This is a genomic window from Cupriavidus sp. SK-3 (assembly GCF_000611145.1).
Classification (GTDB): domain Bacteria; phylum Pseudomonadota; class Gammaproteobacteria; order Burkholderiales; family Burkholderiaceae; genus Cupriavidus.
Window position 1 is genome coordinate 1 of sequence record NZ_JFJV02000250.1, and the last position, 21,506, is coordinate 21,506.

Genomic DNA, 21,506 nt, shown 5'->3' on the forward strand with positions numbered 1-21,506 from the left:
CATCGCGCTGGGGTGTGGCCCGCCCTTGGGGCGCTCCACACGGCTAGACCGAATCGTGATCTGCTGATATCGCTTTCTTTTTTGACATCCGCATCCTTCGGTTCTTCGTGGTCTTCGTTTCGGTCCTGCGTTCGACGCGAACTGCCGTCGGGCATCCAATGGTTTGTTCCACGCTCCCGCTTCCGGGAGGGGCCGGGACAGGGCGCGCTCGCTATGCTTTGGTGCGTCCTGTGGGGCTTTTGCGGCGCTTGGGAGGCATCCCGGAGGCAGGCTTTCCATCCGGTTTTTCGCACGCCTCCGGTCCGGGCTCGCCAGCCAGTTTATCCCGCAACCATGCGATAAACACCTCGGCGTCCTTCGGCAGTTCGCGCGCCGCGGGCACTGCCATCAGCCCGTACTCGAACTGCGCGAAGCCATATGGCGCGAGCAGTTGTCCATCCCTCAGCTCCTTGCGGATCAGCCTCTGTTCGATCAGCGCTACGCCTGCGCCTGAGAGCGCCGCTTCGATGCACAGGTGCGTGTGCGGGAAGGTGAGTTCGCCGGCAGGGGCGATGCGTTGGCCGGATAGCGCTTCCCACTGGTCCCAGGCGCTGGATGTGAAGTCATGCGTAATGCGCACGCCGGAGCGTACTGAGCCGGCATACGACGGCGCGCACACGGGTCCGAAGGCTACCGGTGCCAGGTGCAGCGCGCGCCGGCGGTCGGGCTCCGGGTAGGAGGTCAGGTCCCAGGCAATCACCACGTCGGCGCCTTCCGTGCGCATTTCCCGGGCGGAGGTCATGGACAGGCGGATCCGGATGTCGGGCCGCAGGCGGTAGAAGTCCACCATGTGCGGCACCAGCCAGCGCATCGCGAACGTGGCGCTGCAGGCCACGTGCAGGACGGCCCGCGCGCCTGGTCGATCAGCCGGCTGTAGCTCTGTTCAAGCTGGTCGAACACGGACCGCACTACGTCGTACATGCCCCGGCCACGCTCGTTCAGGCGCACCCCGGTGCCGTCCTTGTCGAACAGCGTCGTGCCGGCATGCTCCTGCAACAGGCGCAGTTGCCGGCTGATCGCGCCGTGCGTGCGGCAAAGCTCTTCGGCGGCGCGCGTGATGGAGCCGGTTCGCGCCGTGGCTTCGAAGGCGCGCAGCGTGGACATGGGGGGCAGCGTCCGCATGAACTGTCCTTGTATGAAGAAAACTGACGAATACGGGAAATTAACTCGGTTTTGCCGGCGGCGGGATGAATCTAACATCCTTTCCATTGCCACTGCGGCAGCAAATCAATACGGCGACCAGCCTCGGAAGCCGATCCGGTAGCGTGAGTATTACTCACGAAGCTTTCGTGCCGGATGCCGCTGGCCAAGCATTTCTGATGAAAGGAGTGGCGAATGAGCCAGATCGCGCGGGTGCAGGGATATGAGGTGCTGGACAGCCGGGGAAATCCCACGGTGGAGGTGGAGGTCACGCTGGCCGACGGCGCGGCCGGCCGCGCCACGGTGCCTTCCGGCGCGTCGACGGGCGAGCGGGAAGCGGTGGAATTGCGGGACCTTGACCCCAGGCGCTACCTGGGCAAGGGCGTGACCCGCGCGGTGGGCGCGGTGAACACCGAGCTGCGCGCGGCGCTTGCCGGCGTCGATGCCCGCGAGCAACGGCAGGTCGACGACATCATGATCCGGCTGGATGGCACGCCGAACAAGGGACGCCTCGGCGCCAATGCGCTGCTGGGCGTGTCGCTGGCGGTGGCACACGCCGCGGCCGCGTCGGCGCGCTCGTCCTTGTTCGCGCATCTCGGCGGCCCCCGCGCCAGTGTGCTGCCCGTACCGATGATCAACATCATCAACGGCGGGGCGCATGCGGACAATACGATCGATTTCCAGGAGTTCATGATCGTGCCGGTGGGCGCGCCGGGCTTCGCCGAAGGGGTGCGCATGGCGTCGGAGATCTTCCACACGCTTCGGCTTGCCTTGAAGGCGGCGGGCTTCAATACGAATGTGGGGGACGAAGGCGGTTTTGCGCCCGACTTGCGCACGGCGGAGGAGGCGCTGGACTTTATCCTGCGGGCCATCGAGACAGCCGGATACCGGGCGGGCGCAGAGGTGATGCTGGCCATCGATCCCGCGGCCAGCGAGCTCTTTGCCGGCGGCGAATACGTCTATCGCGGGGAGGGCGTGACGCGGTCCAGCGAGGCCCAGGTGGACTACCTGGCCGGACTCGCCTCACGCTACCCGATCTTCTCGATCGAGGACGGGATGGCTGAAAACGATGCCGGGGGCTGGAAGCTGCTGACGTCCCGGCTGGGCGACAGATGCCAGCTGGTCGGTGACGATGTGTTCTGCACCAATGCCGCGTTGCTGCGCGCGGGCATCGGGAGCGGTATCGGGAACTCGATCCTGGTCAAGGCCAACCAGATCGGGACGCTGAGCGAGATGCTGGACACCGTAGGCGTGGCGCATGCGGCCGGGTACACGGCGGTGATGTCGCATCGCTCCGGCGAGACCGAGGACGTGAGCATCGCGGACCTGGCGGTGGCGACCGGATGCGGCCAGATCAAGACCGGCTCCATCTCCCGCTCCGACCGGACCGCGAAGTACAACCAGCTGATCCGCATCGAGCGAACGCTGGGCGCGCGGGCGCAGTACGCCGGCACCGCCATTCTCAAGGGCCGGACCTGATCGAGCGGCGATCCGCCTGCGCGGGCGGATCGCCGCCGCCATCACGAGCCCGCCACCTTCAGCAGCACCGGATCGTTGCGATACAGGTCGGGGAACATCTGCTTCAGGTAGCCGATCTTGGGCAGGTCGTTGATGACGATATAGGGATGCGCGGGATGGTTGGTCAGGAAATTCTGGTGATAGCTTTCCGCCGGGTAGAAGGCCTTGTAGTCCTCGATGCGGGTGACGATCGGCGCCTTGAAGGCATTGGCCTTGCCCAGTTGCGCGATGTACGCCTGCGCTATGCTGCGCTGTTCGGCGCTGAGCGGGAACACCGCGGAGCGGTACTGCGTGCCGTGGTCCGGACCCTGGTAGTTGAGCTGCGTGGGATTGTGCGCGACGGAGAAGAAAACCTGCAGCAGCTTGCCATAGGTGACCTGCGCCGGGTCGAACGTGACTTGCACGGATTCCGCGTGGCCGGTGTTGCCGCCGCTGACGGTCTCGTACTGCGCCGTGCCGGCCGCGCCGCCGGCATAGCCCGACGTCACCTGCTTCACGCCGCGCACGTGCTGGAACACGCCCTGCACGCCCCAGAAGCAGCCGCCCGCGAACACGGCGGTTTCGCTCTGGGCGGAAGGGGCCTTCTCGTCCAGCGCGGGCGGGGGGATCCTGACGGCGTCCTCGGCGGAGTTCGCCACGCGCTGCCAGGCCAGCAGGCCCGCGGCCAGCATGACGAGGCCCGCGAGCCTGGCGGTGGACGAGCGCGTCCACCAGGAGGCGCCGGTTGAAGAGTTCGTGGTCATGATTGCCTGTCCTTGAATATTGCCGTTGGTGATGTTCGTGATGCTGTCTGTTGCCGGTGCGCGCATCAGCCGAATGTGAATGCGTAGGCTTCGACACCAGCGTCGAGGAATTCGATGGCAAAGGTGCGGTCGGCGACCTTGCCGGATTGCCGCACCAGTTGATACAGCCGCTGCTCCGTGACCGTGCCGCGGCCATCCGCAGCCACGTCGGTGCCGTGCGCGTCGCCCGGCGCGGCGCCGTCGATCGTGACGCGGAACCGCACCGGCCTGCCGTCCTGGCCCGGCCCCAGCACCAGGTGCAGGTCGCGTGCATGGAAGCGGTAGACGATCCGCCCGGACGCGCCGGCCAGCGTCGCGTGCTCGGCGCCGACCTTCCAGGTGCCGGCGAGGCCCCAGTCGTTGAGCGCGGGTTGTGCGGGTGCGGTGTAAGTGTGCGCCTTGTCTTGCGCCTCGCCGCCCGGTGATGCAAAGTTCTCCGCCCGCTCGTAGCCGAGATAGGTTTCGCCGGACTGAATCTCCGCCTTGTCGGCAGCCATCTGCACGCCTTGCGCGCCGGTGGTGCCCAGCCCCGTGGCTACCTTCGCCGCGCCGGCGTGGCCGGCTTCCGCCAGCAGTTGCTGGATCACCTGCTCGGATTTCGCGTACTCGCCCTCGCCGAAGTGGTGGAAGCGGATCTGCCCCTGCGCATCGACGAAATAGTGCGCCGGCCAATACTGGTTGTTGAAGGCGCGCCAGATCGCGTAGTTGTTGTCGACCGCGACGGGGTAGTCGATGCCAAGGTCGCGCGTGGCCTTCTTCACGTTATCGATATTGCGCTCAAAGGCAAACTCCGGCGCGTGCACGCCGATCACCACCAGCCCTTGGTCGCGGTACTTCTCTGCCCACGCTTTCACGTACGGCAGGGTGCGCAGGCAGTTGATGCAGGAGTAGGTCCAGAAATCCACCAGTACCACCTTGCCGCGCAAGCCTTCCGCCGTGAGCGGGGGAGAGTTCAGCCACTGCACGGCGCCCGCCAGCGCCGGCAGCTGGCCTTCCACGGGCAGCGTTGCCGGGCCGCCCAGCGCCGCGCGCATCATCGCGCCGGACGATGCTGTCATCGCCGCGCCGGCTTGCGCGTCCTGCGCGGGCGCTGGCCTGGCCGACAGCCGGTCGACAAGGTGCTGCTCGATCCCGCCGGTGGCCACGGTCGATACGCGCGCCAGCACGCCGGTGTCCAGCCCCAGCGCAATGGCTGCCACGCCGAGCAGCATGGTGGCGCCGATCCCGCGCCGGACCCATTCCCCCGCGCCCAGCGAACGTTTCATCGCGGTAAAGACCCGGCCGCCGATCAGCAACGCGACCGCCAGCGACGTGGCCGCGCCGGCGGCATAGGCCACCAGCAGCAGCGTGGTGCCGACACTGGCGCCGCGCAGCGCGGCCCCGGTCAGCACCAGGCCCAGGATCGGGCCGGCGCAAGGCGCCCACAGCAAACCGGTGGCAATGCCCAGCAGGAACGACGAGCCCGGCCGGACTTGCTGGCCGTCGGCCTGGGCAAACGCGGAGAGCCGGCTGCCGGCGCTGACCAGCGGGTGCATCAGCCGGTCCGCCAGGCGCGGCAGCAGCAGCGTGAGGCCGAATACGGCGAGCAGCGCAATCGCCAGCCAGCGTCCGTACTGGTTGGCCTGCGTCACCCATCCGCCGCCGACGGCGGCCAGCGTTGCCACGGCCGCGAAAGTCAGCGCCATGCCTGCCAGCAGCGGCAGGCCGCTGCGCACGAATGGCTGGTCGGCCCGGGAGAACACGAAGGGCAGGACGGGCAGGATGCACGGGCTCAGGATGGTGAGCGCGCCGCCCAGATAGGCAAGGACGAGGAGGAGCATGGAATCTTTGCGGTTGGGGTTGGAGGCCCGGATGTCCGGGGGCTCAGGCGGCTTGCGGCTTGAACGTCATTGCCAGGCCGTTCATGCAGTAGCGCAGCCCGGTCGGCTTGGGGCCGTCGTCGAACAGGTGGCCCAGGTGGCCGCCGCAACGGCGGCAGTGCACTTCCGTGCGCGACATGCCGAAGGAGCGGTCCGTGCGCGTGCCGACCGCGTTGTCGAGCGGCGCCCAGAAGCTGGGCCAGCCGGTGCGGCTGTCGAATTTCGTGCGCGACGAGAAGAGATCCAGCTGGCACCCCGCGCAGGCGAAGATGCCGGCACGATGCTCGTCGTTCAGCGGGCTGCTGTAGGGCCGCTCCGTGCCTTCCTGCCGCAGCACGTTGTACTGGGCCGGCGTCAGCACCTGGCGCCATTGCTCGTCGGAGCGGACCACCTCGAAGGTGTCGGCGGGCTTGCCCGCGCCCGGCTGCCCGGCCCCCCGCGCCCCCCCGCCCCCCGGCCCCCCCCAGCCGCTGGCGGCCGCGCGGGCCCCCCCCCCCGCCCCCCCCCCCGCGCCGCGGGGGGCTGCGAGTGCCGCCACGGCGGCACTACCCGATACCAAAAAGCGCCTTCTGCTTCCCATGATGTGCTCCTGGCCTTGATTGGCGGGCCGTTGCGGCCGCCCGTTGCTGATCGTTGGCGCATCGTAGGCCTGGCGCAATCCCGAAGTCCTCACGAAAGGTTAAATTAATTGTGATAACTCAACGCCTCGAAATTTTGCACAATAGCCAGGCCGGCGCATTTCCCGCGGCTGCCCTGCCAGGCGCGAGCGGGATCGCGCCCCGAGGCCAGAACCGGATCACCTCAAACGGATCACCCCAAGTGGATCACCCCAAGCGCATCCTGATTGTCGAAGACGACGTCGACATCGCCAATATCCTCAGCCTGCACCTGCGCGACGAGCGCTATGACGTCGTGCACAGCGCCGACGGCAACGAGGGCTTGCGCCTGCTGGAGCAGGGCAACTGGGACGCGCTGATCCTTGACCTGATGCTGCCCGGCGTCGATGGCCTGGAGATCTGCCGGCGCGCCCGCGCCATGGCGCGCTACACGCCGATCATCATCACCAGCGCGCGGTCCAGCGAGGTGCACCGCATCCTCGGCCTGGAACTCGGCGCCGACGACTACCTCGCCAAGCCGTTTTCGGTGCTTGAGCTGGTGGCGCGCGTGAAGGCGCTGCTGCGGCGAGTGGACGCGATGGCAAAGGACCTGCGGATCGACGCTGGCAGCCTGGAGCTTGGCGGCCTGTCGATCGATCCGCTGACGCGCGAGGCCAGCGTGGACGGCCGGCGCATCGAACTGACGCCGCGCGAGTTCGACCTGCTGTATTTCTTCGCCCGGCATCCGGGCAAGGTGTTCTCGCGCATGGACCTGCTGAATGCCGTCTGGGGCTACCAGCATGAGGGCTACGAGCATACGGTCAACACCCATATCAACCGGCTGCGCACCAAGATCGAAGCCGATCCGGCGCAACCCGGCCGCATCCTGACCGTCTGGGGGCATGGCTACAAGCTCGCGGCCGGACCCGCGGCAGCGCAGGGAGATGCGCCGTGACCCTCGGCCTGAACCTGAGCCATCGCCTCACCCTGACGCAGCGGCTGTCGCTCGTTTTCTCCGTGCTGCTGCTGGCCTGCTGCGGCGCCTCCGCCTGGCTGCAGGTCCGCTCGAACGACATGCGCGAGAAGGAGGTCATCCAGGACCTGTCGCGCGGGCTTGCCGGGCACATCGCCCGCAACGCGTCGCTGATGGATGCGAACGGGCTGAAGCCGGATGCCTTGCGCCGCTTGTTCGGCCAGTTGATGGTGGTGAACCCGAGCGTGGAGGTGTACCTGCTGGACAGCCAGGGGCGCATTCAGGGGCACGACGCGCCGGCCGGCCACCTGCAGCGCGAGCAGGTGGACCTCAAGCCGGTGCAACGCCTGCTGGCCGGCGAGCCGCTGCCCATCCTCGGCGACGACCCGCGCAGCGCCGGCGGGCGCAAGGTGTTCAGCGCGGCGCCGCTGCGCGCGGGTGGCGGCGAGCCCTCCGGCTATATCTACGTGGTGCTGCTGGGCGAGGCGCATGACGAACTGGCGGCGAGGGCGTCGGCCAACTCGGTGCTGCGCACGACCTTATGGTCGATGGGGCTGGTGGCGCTGCTGGGCTTGTTCGCGGGCCTGATGGCGTTCGGGCTGATCACCCGGCCGCTGCGCCGCCTGACCGAAGCGATGCGCCGCTTCGATGCCGACGCCGCACCGCCTGCGCAGCCGCGCGTGCCGCGCCCGCCGTCCGCCAGCGCGCGCGATGAAATCGTCGCGCTGGAGGCGGCGTTCGCGCAGATGGCGGACCGCATCGCCGAGCAATGGCGCGCGCTGACCCAGCAGGACCAGGAGCGGCGCGAACTCGTCGCCAATATCTCCCACGACCTGCGTACGCCGCTGGCCTCGCTGCATGGCTACCTGGAGACGCTGTCGCTCAAGGCCGACACGCTCAGCGAAGCCGAACGCAAGCGCTACCTGTCCATTGCGCTCGCGCAAAGCCTCAAGGTGGGCCGCCTGGCGCAATCGCTCTTCGAGCTGGCCCGGCTCGAGCACGGCATCGTCCAGCCGGCGCTGGAGGATTTTTCACTGGTGGACCTGCTGCAGGATGTCTTCCAGAAGTTCGAGTTGCCTGCCGAAGCGCGGCACCTGCGGCTGCGCGCGGGCATCCCGCAGCGGCTGCCCGCTGTCACGGCCGACCTCGGCATGATCGAGCGCGTGCTGACCAACCTGCTCGACAATGCCATCCGCCATACGCCCGCCGAAGGCGCCATCGACGTCGACCTGGCCCTGCGCGAGGGCAAGGTGTCGGTCACGGTCAGCGATACCGGTCCCGGGATTCCGCCGGAACTGCGCGACAGCCTGTTCCAGCGGCCGTTCAGCTCTGGCGGCGCGCATCGCGGCGGCGGCCTGGGTTTGCTGATCGTCCAGCGCATGCTGCAGTTGCATCACAGCCAGATCCGGCTGGTGGAACGGGCTGGCAGGGGGACGGTGTTCTGCTTCGAGCTGCCGGTGTCTGGCGGCGCGTCCCGCTGACGGGGCGGAGCTCAGTCCGCGGCCTGGCCGGCAAAGCGGGAGATCAGCCACGAGGCGGCGGGGCCGGGCGGCGTGTCGGTCCGGTAGATCGCATCGAACGGGTACAGGCCACCCTTGTAGTCCGGCAGGTCGAGCAGGACCAGGCGTCCCGAGTCGAGATCCTCCTGCACCATCGGCACCGGCATGTTTCCCCAGCCGATGCCTTCGCGCAGCAACATGTGCTTGGCACCCAGGTCGGCCAGGCGCCATGTGTGCGTGCCGATCACCGAGAAGTCCACGTTACGCGTGAGCGGGGAGCGGTCCGACAGCACAAGTTGCACGTGGTGCCGTCCGGCGCCTGGCGGATTGGGGTTGGCGCTGGCCAGGGGGTGGCCCGGAGCCGCGACCGGCCGCAACATGACGCCGCCGATCCCGATGCGCTCGATCCCTGCCGTGACTGCGCTGAGCGGCCCACTGACGCCAATCGTGGCACCATGGTCCAGCACCAGCTGCGCCACCGCCCCAAGCGCCTCCATGTGCAAGTGAAGCGCCACCGTGGGGAATGCATCGCGGAATGCCTTCAGGGCATCCACCACCCGTGCCGCGGGGAGCATCACGTCCACCACCAGATGGAGTTCGGCCTCCAGGCCCTGCAGCAGGCCCTTTACCTTGGCGCGCAGGCCGTCGATGCCCAGGTAGACCGTGCGCGCCTCGGCCAGCACGGTGCGGCCCGCCTCGGTCAGCTGTGGCTTTTTTGTGGTCTTGCGGTCGAATAACGCCACGCCGAGCTGGTTCTCCAGGTTGGCGATCGTATAGCTGATGACCGAGGTCGCCCGGCTCAGCTTGCGTGCCGCGCCGGCAAAGCTGCCCACGTCCACCACAGTCAGGAAGACCTTCAGCTGATCCAGGGTCGGCGTACCGGGATTGGGCATCTTATCGATTTCATCGAACGTTTCGATCCATATTATCCCAGTTTCGCGTACGTAAAAACGCGCCTACATTTCCTCCATCGGCCGCGCAATGCAATGCAACGTAATGCAACGCAACGGCCACGCGGCAAGACAGGCGTGTAGCGCACGTCCTGCCGCAGACCAATCCGAATCGCTCGTATCAACCGGCCTGCCAAGGCGGCGCGGCCAAACCGAATGGAGAATCATCATGTCTCAAACCGCTCAGCTCGACGCCCGGGTCCGTACCCTGTCCGATTCCCCCGCCGTGGCGGGCCTGACGCTGCTCGGCCGTGTCCTGGTCAGCGCCATCTTCCTGCTGTCCGGCGCGTCCAAGCTTGCCGCGCCGGCGGCCATGGTCGGCTACATCCAGTCGGTGGGCCTGCCGTTTCCGCAGTTGGCCCTGGGACTGGCGATATTGGTGGAACTGGGGGGCGGCCTCGCGCTGGTCCTGGGCTACCGCACGCGCCTGGTTGCCGCCTTGCTCGCCGTCTTCAGCGTAGCCACCGCGCTGGCCTTCCATGCCAACCTGGCGGACCAGAACCAGTTCATCCATTTCTTCAAGAACATCGCGATGGCCGGCGGCCTGTTGCAGATCGTGGCCTACGGCGCTGGCCGGTTCAGCCTCGACGCGCGCCGCGGCAATGCGTGAGTCTGGCCGGACCCAGGCAAAGCGGGAGTGGGGACAGCTGCCTGCGCAGAAACGGTGTGGACATGGGTACGTGTCAGGACGATGCGCCCCGTGATCCGGCGGGGCGGAATGCGCGCATCGGAAACGCCAGCACGAAGATCAGCGCGGCCAGCACCAGCGCGGCGCTCAGGATGTACAGGCTATAGGCAAAGCCGCCTGTCGCCGCCTTGATCGCGCCGACCATGACCGGTGCGACCAGGCCGGCGCTGCCGCCGATCGTGCTGATCATGGCAATGCCGCCGGCCGCGCCGCGGTTCGCCAGGATGCTGCCGGGAACGGTCCACAGGATGGTGAAGGCGCTGGCAACGCCCGCCGACGACAGCGCCAGGCAAAACACCGCGGCAAGCGGGCTGTGCATGAACATCGTGGTGAGCGACAAGCCGAGCGCGCCAACCAGCGCCGCCACGGCAAAATGCCAGCGGCGCTCCCCGGTGCGGTCCGAATGGCGTCCCACGGCGACGGAGGCCGCGATGCCGGCGACCGCCGGCACCACTGCGTAGAAACCCACCTGCAGCACGCTCAGCCCCATCATCTTCAGCAACGTCGGCTGCCAGAACGACAAGGCATAGATGCCCAGGATGACCAGGAAGGAGATCAGGCCGAGCAGCCACACGCGCCCGTCGCGCAGCGCGGCGCAGAAGCCGTGGCTGGTGCGGTTGCCATTCGTGGCCTGGTCCTCTTCGAGCAGGCGGGCTACCCGCTGCTGTTCCGGGGCGGTCAGCCACCTTGCCCGGGCGGGCCCGTCCGCCAGCACGAAGAAGGCCAGGATGCCCAGCAACACGCTCGGGATGCCCTCCAGCAGGAAGAGCCACTGCCATCCCCGCAAGGACCACGTGCCGTCGAGAAAGGTCATCACCAGTCCGGCCAGCGGGCCCGCGACGATCGGCGCGGCGCCGTAAGCCATGAAAAACAGCGCCGTGGCCTGCGCCCGCCGCCGCGCCGGGTACCACAGCGTGAAGTAGAACAGCACGCCCGGCGCGAAGCCGGCTTCGAGCACCCCGATCAGGAACCGCAGCGCATAGAACTGCGTGGGCGTGCTGACAAAGATCATGGCCGCCGACGCCAGCCCCCACAGGCCCATGATGCGCAGCAGCGTGGCCCGCACGCCGATCTTCGCCAGCATCAGGTTGCTCGGGACCTCGAACAGCGCATAGCCGAGGAAGAAGATGCTGGCTCCCAGGCCGAACACAGCATCGCTGAAGCCTAGATCCTCGCGCATCTGCAACTGCGCGTAGCCGACGTTGGTCCGGTCCAGGTAGTTGAAAACGTAGCAGATGCACAGCAGGGGAAGCAGCCGCCAGGTGATCTTGCGGAACAGTTCGCTGTCGCTGGCCGGATCGCCGGCCACCATGCTGGCCCGCTTTGTCAGGGTGACGGTATTCATTGCGCGGCGCTCCTGTCTTCCCGGAGCGCGGCAGTCTTTGCGACTGCCAGTTCGCCGAATGCGGTCTCGCCCCACAGATGGCTGGATGGCGCGCCGGGGAACAGCCAGTACGGCGTGCACTCGGACGAAGGCACGACATTGCTGAACGGATGGGCTTCCGAAGTGCCCGCGATGGTCTTCTCCAGCACCATCGACAGGTACTGGTCGTTGCTGCCCTCCTGGGTATTGCCGTTCAGGATCACTTCCGCGCCGGTGGCGCGGGCAAAGCGCCGGATGCCGTTATGGCGTGAGTTCGCCGGCGCCCAGCTATCCGCCGAGACGCCGTTTTCGCTGCTGACGCGGATGCCGTCGGGCGTGCGGTAGACCAGCGAGTGGTTGCCTTCCGTATGCCCTGGCGTATGCACGAGTGCCAGGCCGCGCCCCAGGCGCACGCTGCCGTTGAAGGCGACGATGCGTTCCGGCCGCACGCCCGCCAGGCCATTGGGACAGTACCAGTCGGCCTGTACCGGCAGCAGGCCGTGCACGCTGGCCAGCTCTTGCTGGTGCACCAGCATCCTGGCGTTCGGCAACAGTCCGGCGTGGCCTTCGCTGCCGAGCCAGCGGCGTACGTCCTGCGTGTGCAGGTGATCGTAGCTGATGTAGTCGATCTGCTCCGGTGCCACGCCGCAGCACTCGAGCGCCTGCGGCACAGTGGCGTAGACGGGCGCGATGGTGCCATGCAGGAATTGCGGCGTGCGCGCGCCCATACGCTTGAAGTAAGGCGTCTCGGCACCCGCCTCGAAGTCCGCGGGGGTGAACAAGAGCGTGCGCAACTGTCCCGCGAAGTCCTCGTACTGGATCAAGGTCATGCGCGATAGCAGGTGGATCAGGTGCGGCTTGAGCATCTGCTGCGAGTACACGCCGTTGAACGCATACCAGGCAGGGTAGGGGACCCGTAAAAGGTCGAAGCTGCGCGCGAACCGTACCGGCGGCTCCTCCAGGAACTGCTCGCGGAACTGCTGCCCCGCGTGGCGCAGCGCGCGCAAGCGGTCCTGCGGCGCGGGCGCGCTGCGGGCGCCGTCGAAATCGGAGACCGGCAACAGGCCGGACGGATCGGGTTCGCGTTTCATGCGGTGTCTCCTGTGGTCTTTGTTTTTTTGTTTTTTTGCTTTTTCTATTTCCTCGCCAGCGTGGGGCAATGCTCAGTAAGCAGATTCGGCCTGGCGCGCCTCCGGGTGCCCCAGCAGGCCGCCGATCAGCCTGGGCAGCATCTCGGGCGGCGTTCCGGCCAGCAGCTGGCGCATCATCGTCAGTGTGTCGAAATACACGCGCTCGCAGACCAGCCGCTCGTCTTCGAAGATGAACAGAGCGATCATGCGGCAGCGAAAGGCATTGCCCGTCGGTGGCAGGCCGCGTAGCGGGCCGCGGTGCGTGCCAAGCAGCCAGAACTCGACGATGACGGAGTCGTCCGTGTGACGGAGCTGGATGATCTCGTGCCGTTGGTCGGGGAAGGCCTTGCGGCTGTCGATGTAGTACTGGCGCACGGTATCGGTGCCGTCGTGCACTTCGCCGCTCGGGATCAGCTCATAGTGCGGATGCGGAAAGGTAGCGAGCACCGCATCGAAATCCTGCCGTGTTTCGTCGGCAAAGTGGTCAAGCACAAGGCGTTCGCGGTGTGCCTTGAGATCGGAGGAAACGGTCATGTTGTAGCTCCATGTGGGGCAATCAGCGGATCGGTGCGGCTGGTGCCGCCATCCGTTGCCTGGAGCGATTATCTGCAGCGCGCCGCGGGAAGACTGTCGCGGCTTGGCAGTTGCTGATCCGGATAAACCCCGTGCCCGGGTTCATAGTGGCAAGCGGTGAACAGTGTGCTTCCGCCGTTCCTGAGATCGGCCTTTATGTCGGAATGATCAGCATTGCCGCCGGTCGCGAACGCGGTATGATCCGACGATCAGGTGCCCGGCGCGGCAGGCTTTGCCTTCAGTTCCGGTGCTTGCCCCGCAGGCGAATCGCATCGCGCGATGGCGCTTCGAGCCGGGACCCCCATGCGGCCGGGCGATGGCCGCCGGATATGACAGGGTGATGGAAGACATGAAAACCAGCGCAAGAAACCAGCTGAGCGGCAAGGTCAGCGCCGTCAACAAGGGCGCCGTGAACGACGAGATCGAACTCGAGATCGCCGGCGGCGTGAGGATCGTGGCCACCATCACCAGCGACAGCACGAAACGTCTCGGTCTTGCCGTGGGCAAGGAAGCGGTCGCGCTGATCAAGGCGTCGTCCGTGATCGTGGGCGTGGCCGACCCGGGCATGCTGCTATCGGCCCGCAACCAGCTCGCTGGCACGGTGTCGAGCATCAGGATCGGTGCGGTCAATGCCGAAGTGGCCATCGGTCTGCAGCAGGGCGGCGAGATCGTGGCCATCATCACCAATGACAGCGTGACCAGCCTGGGGCTGGCGCAAGGTGGCGCAGCCGTGGCCATCTTCAAGGCTTCCAGCGTCCTGCTGGCCACCCGCGCCTGAGCGGGGCCTTGACGGGGACGCCGCGGGCGCCGTCGGGCTGGTTCCGGTGATGCCGGGCGCGGCGCTTGCCGCGCATCGCCCATAGTCGTTCCTTGCGCCTTCCCTTGCACCTTCCCTTGCACCTTCCCTTGACGGAGCCTGTACGCATGCAAGAACCGAAAGCCGCCGATCTCCTTTCGCCACGTTTCGAAACCGGCCCGGCGCTATGGGTAGCGGGTCTCAGCGACCGGTTCACACCGGACACGCACGCGGACATCCCCGCACTCTGGCAGACGTTCATTCCCCATATCGGACAGGTCCCGGGCCAGGTGGGCTGGATTACCTACGGCTTGTGCTGCAATCCCCGGGAGGACGGCAGCTTCGAGTATGTCGCCGGTGTCGAGGTGCAGAGCCCGCATGGGCTGCCGCCGTCCTTTCGCTGCATCAAGGTCGACCCGCAGCGCTATGCCGTGTTCGAGCATGCCGGCGATATCTCGACGCTGCACGTGACCTGCCGCAGCATCTGGCAGACGTGGCTGCCGGCGTCAGGATTCCAGTCAGGGCATGCGCCCGATTTCGAGCGCTATAGCGCGGACTTCGATCCTGTTGCGGGAACCGGCACGGTGGAAATCTGGTTGCCGCTCAGGGACGCAGCGTGCAGGCCGGCATAAGGACTAGCTACCGGCATGTACAGAAAACCAGTCAGCGCCATGTTTTTGATATTGCATTCGGCTAGCAGCTTCGCCACGGCACAGTGCCCGCCCGACGCGTCCTGCGGCCCCTTGACGCCGGAATTCAAGGTGGCGATGTACGCCTCCATCGTTGCCTTCCCGATGGCGTGCGCGAAGCTGGATCCCGCGAATGCGGCTCGCTACACGGCAGCCCTGCAGACGGAGCTTGGCAAGCTGGACGCCGGGGACCGGCAAGCCATGGCCGAGGCGGCGCGCGACCCCGCTCTGCCAGAGATGCTGGCTGCCGCGGAGAAGAAGCTCGACGAGGAGCAATCGCCCCGTAGGCTGCTGAAAAAATGCGACCGCGCCCTCCAGCGCTCCGAAGCGGGCGAGACGGCAAGCCAGAATTGATAGCGCAGCCGGCGCGCAGGCGCGCGCGGGGAGCTTGACAGTATTTTTGCCATCAGCCACCAAGAAGCCACCAAAAAGGCCATCCGCGCAGGGTGTTGGGCCACGTCCGACGCGTTCAGCCGGTTGTTGGCCGCGCCCCATCAATCGCTCCCCGTTTTGGGCTCTTCCGTGCACACCGCGTGGCTCCGCGCCTATGGCATGGCGTGTGCTCTGTGGGAAGGTAGAGCGCCTTTCGCGGCGTTCGTCCCCCACTTCGAAGGAGCACATCATGCATCGAAAATTCGCCTGTACCGCCATCACCGCCGCCGCAATTGCCGCCGCTCTCCTGGGAGGCACCGCCTACGCCTCTGGCCCGCGGGACAGTACCGTCTCCGGTGACAAATACGGCTACAACTTCCGCGTTGGCAAAACCGACGCGTTCACCGACGGTGGCCGTAGCGGCAAGTTCGACACATTCAGTGACGGCGCCCGCATGGTCGATCCGTACACCGACGGCGGACGCATGGTCGACCCTTACACCGACGGTGGACGCATGGTCTCCGGCATGGACCGCAGGGGCGTATCGGCCGAGCCTTCGCGCAGCTTCGACGTCTACACCGACGGCGCCAATACGTGAGTGGCTGGCAGCACCCGCCACGCCAGCGTCTCGCCAGTTCCGCGCATGCGGGCCTGGCGAGGGCCGGATCCCGGCCTATCCGGAATCGGCCGCGCAGCGCGTCGCGTGCATCCTCCCCGCGAGGTAGGCAAGGTTGTGCGCGACAAACAGCGCCAGCAGTATCGCAGCTACGCTCCAGGCAAGCGGCGGCAACCAGGGCAACAGGGCCGCTATCTCCGGATGCTTGCTGGCCCCTGACGCGACGATGGCAATCCGTGTGAACGCAGCGAGCGCGGACAGCGCGAACACCAACCCGGTGAAGCAGCCTTCACGCCCGACATGGCCTGCATCGATGGCGGCGTTCGCGGCGGTGCCGAAGATCACTCCCCACAGCCCGCCCGCTACGCATTGCATGGCCAGGATCCCGCCAAGCGAAGACGCCGATGCGAATCCGAACAGGGCCAGCGTGCCAAGCGCGGTGGCTGCCAGCAACAGGACGTAGGCCGGCAGGCGCCTGAAGACAGCGGTTCCCGGCAACAGCACGCACAGCGCAAAGCCGATCCAGAATGCCGGCATGACGCGCACCAGATCGGGCGCCGGCATGAACTTCAGGTATGCCGGCGCCGAGTTGACGGTTGTGTGGATCTGAAATCCCAGCGCGAGGGACCAGACGGCGGCAAAGAACAGCCAGATCATCCGCGCATGCCCAGCGCCGCGTGCTGTCATTCCTGCATCGTCAACAAGGGGCGCAGGCAATGTCTCGGCCCAGCGTAACGCTGCGACAGCCACGACGAGGCCCGCGCTTGCAACGACAAAGGGCAAGGTCGGCGATACGCCGCGCAGCCAGACAGTAAGCGTGGGCGCCAGCGCGGCGGCGATGCCAAGGCCGAGAAAGGAGCACGCCACAAAAAACGGCGTGGCCGATGTCTTCATGCTCCTGCTGATGATCACCATGGGCGGCGCGCGCAGCGCCGAAGATGTCGCAGCCCACACCGCGGTCAGGCCAATCAGGAGCACTGGTGAAGTCGCGTGCGGCAGCAGGACAAACGCGGCGCACGAAGCCACGGTCATGGCCAGTATCCACCCGCCAAGATGCCGCATCGCATTCGCGACACGATCCGCGGCAATGCCCAGCGCGCAATCCATGGCGACAAAGATCACCTGGTCCATCAACAGGATCCAGGCGGCATGTTCCCGGGGAATGCCCGCCTGCGCCGCCAGTTGCGGAAGAAACGCGAGGTATAGCGTCCACGTGACCGCGAGCAGGAATTGCACGGAACAAAAGATCAGGGCGCGCATTGATCTCTCCGGCTATGCATCGAGGAAATCGGTCATTCACCCGCGGCCGCGCGGCAGCATGCACATGCCGCTGAACCCTTCACCACCAAGCATAGAGCAGGCGCTTGTTGCGCGAAAGCGCGCACTTTGTGCGGGACATGCACCCTGTCCCGGGACGGATTCATCCCGCTGTGCATGCCGCAGCGTTGCCGGCTTGAGTCCCCCGCCACGATGAACAATACTGGGCCATAGGCTCGCAGGACGGAGTGGGCGGGACCTGCGCATGCCGAAGTCATCTCAAGGAGCGACCCATGTTGCGCGACAGTCATGCATTCAGCGGATTCTCGGTCGACGACATCGCAAAAGCGACGGACTTCTATGGCGGAACGCTGGGCCTGGAAGTGACAAAGACCGGGGGCGTGCTGACGCTGTACCTTGCTGGCGGCAACAACGTGTTGCTCTATCCCAAGGCAAACCATTCTCCAGCCACGTTTACCGTGCTGAATTTTCCCGTGGAAAGCGTGGACCGCGCCGTGGAGCAACTGGGCAAGCGCGGCGTGCGGTTCGAGATCTACGACCTGCCTGGACTGAAGACCGACGAGCGCGGGGTCTGCCGGGACAGCGGCGGCCCTGTCATTGCGTGGTTCAAGGATCCGGCGGGCAACATCCTCTCGGTGCTTGAGCCGATGTAGGTCGTTGCAGCCCGCGTCGGGGCCGCCGCAGATTTCTCTGCGATTCCCGATGTGACATCGCTGGCGAAAGAAGGACCGGCTATGCGCGGTGTCCCGCGCCTGGCTGCGTGCCGGTGGCCTGAAGATCCGCCAGGTTTCTGGCGACAAGCCGCTGCAGGTTCCAGAGACTGGCATCCCGGATGCCAAGGCGCTCCAGGTGATCCACGGTCTGCATCAGGTACTCGGCACCGGATCCCCAATGGCCGACTGCCTTGCTCAGCACGCTTGCGATTTCCTCGTTGGTCACGCCGCCGACAAAATTGCGGCCCTTGCGATCGGCGGCAAAGACGATGGCGCGCACGGGGGTCTGTCCCGCCCTGGCGGTCACCCATCGGGGTGGACTGGTGGGCGGCTTGACGGTCATCTCCCGCCGCCAAAGGATGCGGAGGACCTTCATGGCCCGGTCCCCGGCGATCCGATACAGCGCGCCGCGGCAACTGCCGCCAGGTACCAGCGACATCATCAGCCCGGGCTGTTCGGGCGTACCGCGAAACCGTGTGAGCCGAATGCAGAAGGCACGATGCCAGCCGTGCAGGGCGGCTGGCATCTGCTCGTCAACCTCAAAGCCCGGGTTCCACAGCAGCGAGCCATAGGCGAACAGCCAGATGTCCTGGCCGTGCCACGCAACGGCGGCCAATAGCGCATCCAGGGATGCGTCGTAGTCGGCCTCGTTGTGGACGACGACGCCAGGGGCGGGCCCGGCGTCCTCGACCTTGCGCGCAATGCGCCCCACCAGGTCGGGCGTCAGGCGCCGCGGTGCCGAGCGGTGCTGATGTGTCGTAGCGGGCGGTTGCATACGTGCTCCCCATTCACTGCCTCGCGGCAATGCGGCTCGGCTGCTGTAACGCTAGATCACGCGGCAACATAGAACAAGGCCGGGCCGGCCAGGTGCCGGCGCCATGGCGAAGTGGCGAAGTGGCGCTACCTCCACCGTGATCCCGTGGCTGGGGCGTGCCCTTTACCCAGCCGCCAGCCCCAGCGAGCGTAACTTCGCCCCCTGGTCGTGGTCCACCTTCACGCTAGGGCGGTCCGGGGCGATGTCGCGGTCGAGGATCACTAGCGGCGCATCGATTTGCGCGATCTGATGCTGCAGCCTGGCCGAGCTCTCGGAGCCGGGAGCAGACAGCACGCCGTCGACGCCGACGCGGGTAACGTCGAGCAGCGGCTCGGTGTCGTTTTCGTGTCCACCAGCAGCAAGGTATAGGCGGCTTCGCGCAGCACGTGTTCGGCTGCGCGCACGATGACGCCATAGAAGCGGTTGGCGATATCCGGCACCAGGCAGGCCACCAGCCGGGAGCGCCGCGAGCGCAGGCTGCGGGCGGCGGCGTTGGTGACGTAGCCGATCCTGCGCGCGACCTCGGCCACGTGCGCGACGGTTTCGGCGAAGGGCCCGCCGCGTCCCGCCATCGCATTGGATGCGGTGCCCACCGAAACGCCCGCTTGCTCGGCCAGGTCCTTCAGGGTCGGCTTGCGCCGCGTTTCAGTGGTCTTTCAGTGGTCTTCTTCATGGGTCTCCGCGGATGTCGTCGTTTCCTTGTGCCGGCTGTGCAGCATGGGCATGAAACGATTCAATCGCGCGGAGCGGATTTGCGGGAAGCCCCTCAGGCCGCCTTCTTCAACGTCGCCAGCGCCTGCCGGCCAGCCGCCAGCTGCTGCGCCACTTCGGCGACGCGCGCACCCAGGTGCTCGGCCGTGCGCAGGTCCGCCAGCGGGGGCACCACATCCGAGCTTTCGTCAGCGTTCGACTGCGCCGCCGCGCCCAGGAAGAAGCCGTGGCGATTCAGCGAATCCTCGGTCGACTTCGAGTTGTTGTGTCCCGGCGGCAGGCCAAGGTTCACCCAGTGCATGCCGTGCTGGGCGGCGAAGATCGAGATCTGCTGCAGCGTGGCCAGCTTGTCGCCCGAACGCGATGCCGAGTTGGTGAAGCCCGCCGCCACCTTGTTGGCCCACTTGCCGCCCTTTGCGAAGACATTGCGCGAGGTGGCATCCATAAAGCCCTTGAACTGTGCCGATGCGCTGCCCATGTAGGTGGGCGCGCCGAAGATGATGCCGTCCACGTTCTCGAGCGTGTCCCAGTGCTGGTCGATGTCGTCGACGCTGATCAGCAGGCTTTCCACGCCATCGACGCCGGCGGCGCCGCGAGCGACCGCCTGTGCCTGCTTGGCCGTGTGGCCGTAGCCGCTGTGGTAGACGATGGCGATCTGGGTAGCGTTGGCATTCATGATATGGGCCTCAAAGAAATTTCAAATATTTGAATGTGGCCTGCATCGCGTTGATCGTTTGATTGCTGGGCCGGTGAAGCAAGTCTAGGCGTCGGCCAGCGCCATTGGCGGAAGCAATATCAACTAGTTGTTGAATTATTTTGAATCAATGGGCGGCGTGATAAGCAGCGCGGTGCACCTGGCCCATCGCGCCAGCCGCGCGTGCCGGTGCCGAAACAGGCATCTCACCACGGCGGCTATCGCGCCGTCACAGCCTGGCAGCCAGGCGGCAGGCCCCCGCAACTCGAAGGTCAGATGGTCGCGCACCTCGCAGAAACCGTCGGCCGTGTCGCGAATTGTCCGCTCGTGCACCCAACTGCGCATACTCAGCATCCGCGACGTTTCCCTGAACTGGTACCCAGGCCCGACCTCCGCCAGCATGATGTCGTCCGCATCCACGGGAAGCACGCACAGCGCCAGGAGCCAGCTGCGGCCCAGGCGCTCGCCAAGCGGCAGCTCGGCGAGCGTCCTGCCTCGCATGCCGGCCGGGGTCGTCATGCGCAGCCAGGGAAACAACTCATCGTTGATGCCTTCCGCCGAGGTCGTGCGATACCAGGCCTGGCTGGCGCGCACTGGCAGCGGGGAAGCGAGCTCGAACATCAACGGCATAAAAGGGCCTTCCGGCAATGGTTGAATCCGTTGGCCATGATAACGGAAGGGCACTCCGGCCCCCGACGTTGCCCCGGATCAGGGTGATGCCGTCAAGCCAGCAGCGGCTACTGCGGCTACTGCGGCTACTGCGGCTGCTGCGGCTGCTGCGGCAAGTTCATGCCGGATCACGTGGAAACCCTCGCTATCCGATGGCGCAACGAAGTAACGGGTGATTTCATCGAACTGCGCATCACTGGTCTCGAACGCATGCGTGCCGCTGGCATTGCGGGCGCGCAGGCGTGCCTTGCACACGGCGTCCGGCACATCGAGATAGTGGAGTTGATGCGATCCACCCGTCTGCTCGAATAAGGCCCTGGCCCAGCTTCGGCTGGCTGGCGTGTTGGCGGGGAAATCGAGCACGACCGACATGCCCGCCAGCAGCAGCGCCTCGATGTGGCCGGCCATGGCGTCTCGCAGCCTGCCGGCGCAGCGGACATAATCAGAGATCGCCCGGATTTCTCCAGGGTAGAGGCGCGACAGCCAGTCGTCCTCGCTGATCAGCACGGTCTCCGGACGGGCCGCGAGTTGGTTCGCCAGCGTCGATTTTCCGGCGCCGATCTTGCCGCAGACCATATAAAGGGTGGCGGGTGCTCGGGACGCGGGGACAGGGCCGGGGTTGTGTGGCTGCATTTCAATCTCCTTGGCGATGAAAGCCCCGGGAGACGGAAACAAAAAACCCGCCTCATGGGGCGGGTTGCTTTGTGTGCTCAGGCCACACGCTAACCCACCATCGCAGGGATGGCAGGAATAATCGAAGGGGTTTGCACGCGGTTCATGAGATGGAGGATAAGTGACTGCGCGTTGGCACGCAATCCCTTTGGGACGAAGGCCGCCCGGCATCGGGCAGCGGGCAGCGGGCAGCGCATAGTCAGCATTCGCGACGTTTCCCTGAACCGGTACCCAGGCCCGATCCCGGCCAGCATGATGCCGTCTATCCTCCACGGTCAGGACCGTCAGAGGCGGCTCCCGCCAGCTCCAGCGTGCTGCCGCGCACCTCGATCCTCACCGGATCGGTCTTCTTCCACTGCTTCTTGGGCACCA

At 66.5% G+C, this 21,506-nt stretch carries 22 protein-coding genes and 1 pseudogene; 9 read left to right on the top strand and 14 right to left on the bottom strand.

Annotated features, from left to right (window positions below):
• Positions 1-211: 211 nt before the first annotated feature.
• Positions 212-1,161, bottom strand: a pseudogene (locus CF70_RS26140) (LysR substrate-binding domain-containing protein).
• Between the two features lie 213 nt (positions 1,162-1,374).
• On the opposite strand from CF70_RS26140, the gene eno reads away from it, so the two are divergent.
• Positions 1,375-2,658: a phosphopyruvate hydratase gene (gene eno, locus CF70_RS26145; protein ID WP_035871732.1), complete on the top strand. Its 1,284-nt coding sequence runs from the start codon at positions 1,375-1,377 to the stop codon at positions 2,656-2,658.
• 41 nt (positions 2,659-2,699) lie between these two features.
• Here eno and msrA read toward each other — a convergent pair whose 3' ends face one another.
• The 3 genes from msrA to msrB all read right to left on the bottom strand — a co-directional run bounded on the left by msrA (position 2,700) and on the right by msrB (position 5,918).
• Positions 2,700-3,440, bottom strand: a complete 741-nt coding sequence (msrA, locus tag CF70_RS26150) for a peptide-methionine (S)-S-oxide reductase MsrA (RefSeq protein ID WP_035871764.1) — start codon at positions 3,438-3,440, stop codon at positions 2,700-2,702.
• 65 nt (positions 3,441-3,505) lie between these two features.
• Positions 3,506-5,299, bottom strand: coding sequence for a cytochrome c biogenesis protein DipZ (locus tag CF70_RS26155; RefSeq protein WP_035871735.1), 1,794 nt, complete (start codon positions 5,297-5,299; stop codon positions 3,506-3,508).
• Positions 5,300-5,342: 43 nt separating this feature from the next.
• The gene (gene msrB, locus CF70_RS26160) at positions 5,343-5,918 is read right to left on the bottom strand and encodes a peptide-methionine (R)-S-oxide reductase MsrB (RefSeq protein WP_035871765.1); all 576 of its coding nucleotides are present in this window, start codon (positions 5,916-5,918) and stop codon (positions 5,343-5,345) included.
• A 239-nt stretch (positions 5,919-6,157) separates the two neighbouring features.
• On the opposite strand from msrB, the gene CF70_RS26165 reads away from it, so the two are divergent.
• Both CF70_RS26165 and CF70_RS26170 read left to right on the top strand, forming a co-directional pair.
• A complete protein-coding gene (locus CF70_RS26165; protein ID WP_035871737.1) occupies positions 6,158-6,889 on the top strand; it encodes a response regulator transcription factor in 732 nt (243 codons plus the stop codon).
• Positions 6,886-8,388, top strand: a complete 1,503-nt coding sequence (locus CF70_RS26170; protein ID WP_081862369.1) for a sensor histidine kinase — start codon at positions 6,886-6,888, stop codon at positions 8,386-8,388. Before CF70_RS26165 ends, CF70_RS26170 begins: the two co-directional genes overlap by 4 nt.
• Positions 8,389-8,399: 11 nt before the next feature.
• On the opposite strand, the gene CF70_RS26175 is transcribed toward CF70_RS26170, so the two are convergent.
• Positions 8,400-9,299 (bottom strand): LysR family transcriptional regulator, encoded by a 900-nt coding sequence (locus CF70_RS26175; RefSeq protein WP_035871740.1) that lies wholly within the window; start codon positions 9,297-9,299, stop codon positions 8,400-8,402.
• Between the two features lie 226 nt (positions 9,300-9,525).
• Between CF70_RS26175 and CF70_RS26180 the strand changes: the two genes are divergently transcribed.
• Complete coding sequence (locus tag CF70_RS26180) at positions 9,526-9,966, top strand: DoxX family protein (protein WP_035871743.1); 441 nt, start codon at positions 9,526-9,528, stop codon at positions 9,964-9,966.
• Positions 9,967-10,039: 73 nt separating this feature from the next.
• Here CF70_RS26180 and CF70_RS26185 read toward each other — a convergent pair whose 3' ends face one another.
• The 3 genes from CF70_RS26185 to CF70_RS26195 all read right to left on the bottom strand — a co-directional run bounded on the left by CF70_RS26185 (position 10,040) and on the right by CF70_RS26195 (position 13,071).
• Positions 10,040-11,389 carry an MFS transporter gene (locus CF70_RS26185; protein ID WP_051649023.1) on the bottom strand — a complete coding sequence of 450 codons (1,350 nt, stop codon included), beginning with the start codon at positions 11,387-11,389 and terminating at the stop codon, positions 10,040-10,042.
• Positions 11,386-12,498, bottom strand: a complete 1,113-nt coding sequence (locus tag CF70_RS26190; protein ID WP_051649026.1) for a hypothetical protein — start codon at positions 12,496-12,498, stop codon at positions 11,386-11,388. Before CF70_RS26190 ends, CF70_RS26185 begins: the two co-directional genes overlap by 4 nt.
• A 72-nt stretch (positions 12,499-12,570) precedes the next feature.
• Positions 12,571-13,071 carry an ester cyclase gene (locus CF70_RS26195; protein ID WP_035871746.1) on the bottom strand — a complete coding sequence of 167 codons (501 nt, stop codon included), beginning with the start codon at positions 13,069-13,071 and terminating at the stop codon, positions 12,571-12,573.
• Between the two features lie 379 nt (positions 13,072-13,450).
• Between CF70_RS26195 and CF70_RS26200 the strand changes: the two genes are divergently transcribed.
• From CF70_RS26200 to CF70_RS26215, 4 genes are all read left to right on the top strand, one after another.
• Entirely contained in the window at positions 13,451-13,888 is a 438-nt protein-coding gene (locus CF70_RS26200) for a TOBE domain-containing protein (RefSeq protein WP_235185219.1), read from the top strand.
• A 146-nt stretch (positions 13,889-14,034) separates the two neighbouring features.
• Positions 14,035-14,538, top strand: coding sequence for a GyrI-like domain-containing protein (locus tag CF70_RS26205; RefSeq protein ID WP_035871749.1), 504 nt, complete (start codon positions 14,035-14,037; stop codon positions 14,536-14,538).
• A 111-nt stretch (positions 14,539-14,649) separates the two neighbouring features.
• Positions 14,650-14,949, top strand: coding sequence for a hypothetical protein (locus tag CF70_RS26210; RefSeq protein ID WP_152561922.1), 300 nt, complete (start codon positions 14,650-14,652; stop codon positions 14,947-14,949).
• A 268-nt stretch (positions 14,950-15,217) separates the two neighbouring features.
• On the top strand, positions 15,218-15,565 hold the full coding sequence (locus tag CF70_RS26215) for a hypothetical protein (RefSeq protein ID WP_051649027.1): 348 nt from the start codon (positions 15,218-15,220) through the stop codon (positions 15,563-15,565).
• 75 nt (positions 15,566-15,640) lie between these two features.
• Here the strand turns inward: CF70_RS26215 and CF70_RS26220 are convergent, their stop codons facing one another.
• Positions 15,641-16,843: an MFS transporter gene (locus tag CF70_RS26220; protein ID WP_051649029.1), complete on the bottom strand. Its 1,203-nt coding sequence runs from the start codon at positions 16,841-16,843 to the stop codon at positions 15,641-15,643.
• A gap of 290 nt (positions 16,844-17,133) precedes the next feature.
• Here CF70_RS26220 and CF70_RS26225 point away from each other — a divergent pair, with 290 nt between their 5' ends.
• Entirely contained in the window at positions 17,134-17,514 is a 381-nt protein-coding gene (locus CF70_RS26225) for a VOC family protein (protein ID WP_035871754.1), read from the top strand.
• A gap of 79 nt (positions 17,515-17,593) precedes the next feature.
• On the opposite strand, the gene CF70_RS26230 is transcribed toward CF70_RS26225, so the two are convergent.
• From CF70_RS26230 to CF70_RS26250, 5 genes are all read right to left on the bottom strand, one after another.
• Complete coding sequence (locus tag CF70_RS26230; RefSeq protein ID WP_035871757.1) at positions 17,594-18,349, bottom strand: gamma-glutamylcyclotransferase; 756 nt, start codon at positions 18,347-18,349, stop codon at positions 17,594-17,596.
• A gap of 260 nt (positions 18,350-18,609) precedes the next feature.
• The gene (locus CF70_RS26235) at positions 18,610-19,014 is read right to left on the bottom strand and encodes a LacI family DNA-binding transcriptional regulator (protein ID WP_081862370.1); all 405 of its coding nucleotides are present in this window, start codon (positions 19,012-19,014) and stop codon (positions 18,610-18,612) included.
• Between the two features lie 140 nt (positions 19,015-19,154).
• Positions 19,155-19,775, bottom strand: coding sequence for a flavodoxin family protein (locus CF70_RS26240; RefSeq protein ID WP_035871762.1), 621 nt, complete (start codon positions 19,773-19,775; stop codon positions 19,155-19,157).
• A gap of 135 nt (positions 19,776-19,910) precedes the next feature.
• Positions 19,911-20,423, bottom strand: coding sequence for a hypothetical protein (locus CF70_RS26245; RefSeq protein WP_051649031.1), 513 nt, complete (start codon positions 20,421-20,423; stop codon positions 19,911-19,913).
• 78 nt (positions 20,424-20,501) lie between these two features.
• Complete coding sequence (locus CF70_RS26250; RefSeq protein WP_051649034.1) at positions 20,502-21,095, bottom strand: AAA family ATPase; 594 nt, start codon at positions 21,093-21,095, stop codon at positions 20,502-20,504.
• Positions 21,096-21,506: the final 411 nt, after the last annotated feature.

Bases quoted from the DNA above. Each gene is read 5' to 3' on its own strand.
- eno (WP_035871732.1), top strand. From the start codon at position 1,375: ATGAGCCAGATCGCGCGGGTGCAGGGATATGAGGTGCTGGACAGCCGG.
- msrA (WP_035871764.1), bottom strand. From the start codon at position 3,440: ATGACCACGAACTCTTCAACCGGCGCCTCCTGGTGGACGCGCTCGTCC.
- CF70_RS26155 (WP_035871735.1), bottom strand. From the start codon at position 5,299: ATGCTCCTCCTCGTCCTTGCCTATCTGGGCGGCGCGCTCACCATCCTG.
- msrB (WP_035871765.1), bottom strand. From the start codon at position 5,918: ATGGGAAGCAGAAGGCGCTTTTTGGTATCGGGTAGTGCCGCCGTGGCG.
- CF70_RS26175 (WP_035871740.1), bottom strand. From the start codon at position 9,299: ATGCCCAATCCCGGTACGCCGACCCTGGATCAGCTGAAGGTCTTCCTG.
- CF70_RS26180 (WP_035871743.1), top strand. From the start codon at position 9,526: ATGTCTCAAACCGCTCAGCTCGACGCCCGGGTCCGTACCCTGTCCGAT.
- CF70_RS26185 (WP_051649023.1), bottom strand. From the start codon at position 11,389: ATGAATACCGTCACCCTGACAAAGCGGGCCAGCATGGTGGCCGGCGAT.
- CF70_RS26190 (WP_051649026.1), bottom strand. From the start codon at position 12,498: ATGAAACGCGAACCCGATCCGTCCGGCCTGTTGCCGGTCTCCGATTTC.
- CF70_RS26195 (WP_035871746.1), bottom strand. From the start codon at position 13,071: ATGACCGTTTCCTCCGATCTCAAGGCACACCGCGAACGCCTTGTGCTT.
- CF70_RS26200 (WP_235185219.1), top strand. From the start codon at position 13,451: ATGGAAGACATGAAAACCAGCGCAAGAAACCAGCTGAGCGGCAAGGTC.
- CF70_RS26205 (WP_035871749.1), top strand. From the start codon at position 14,035: ATGCAAGAACCGAAAGCCGCCGATCTCCTTTCGCCACGTTTCGAAACC.
- CF70_RS26215 (WP_051649027.1), top strand. From the start codon at position 15,218: ATGCATCGAAAATTCGCCTGTACCGCCATCACCGCCGCCGCAATTGCC.
- CF70_RS26220 (WP_051649029.1), bottom strand. From the start codon at position 16,843: ATGCGCGCCCTGATCTTTTGTTCCGTGCAATTCCTGCTCGCGGTCACG.
- CF70_RS26225 (WP_035871754.1), top strand. From the start codon at position 17,134: ATGTTGCGCGACAGTCATGCATTCAGCGGATTCTCGGTCGACGACATC.
- CF70_RS26230 (WP_035871757.1), bottom strand. From the start codon at position 18,349: ATGCAACCGCCCGCTACGACACATCAGCACCGCTCGGCACCGCGGCGC.
- CF70_RS26240 (WP_035871762.1), bottom strand. From the start codon at position 19,775: ATGAATGCCAACGCTACCCAGATCGCCATCGTCTACCACAGCGGCTAC.
- CF70_RS26245 (WP_051649031.1), bottom strand. From the start codon at position 20,423: ATGCCGTTGATGTTCGAGCTCGCTTCCCCGCTGCCAGTGCGCGCCAGC.
- CF70_RS26250 (WP_051649034.1), bottom strand. From the start codon at position 21,095: ATGCAGCCACACAACCCCGGCCCTGTCCCCGCGTCCCGAGCACCCGCC.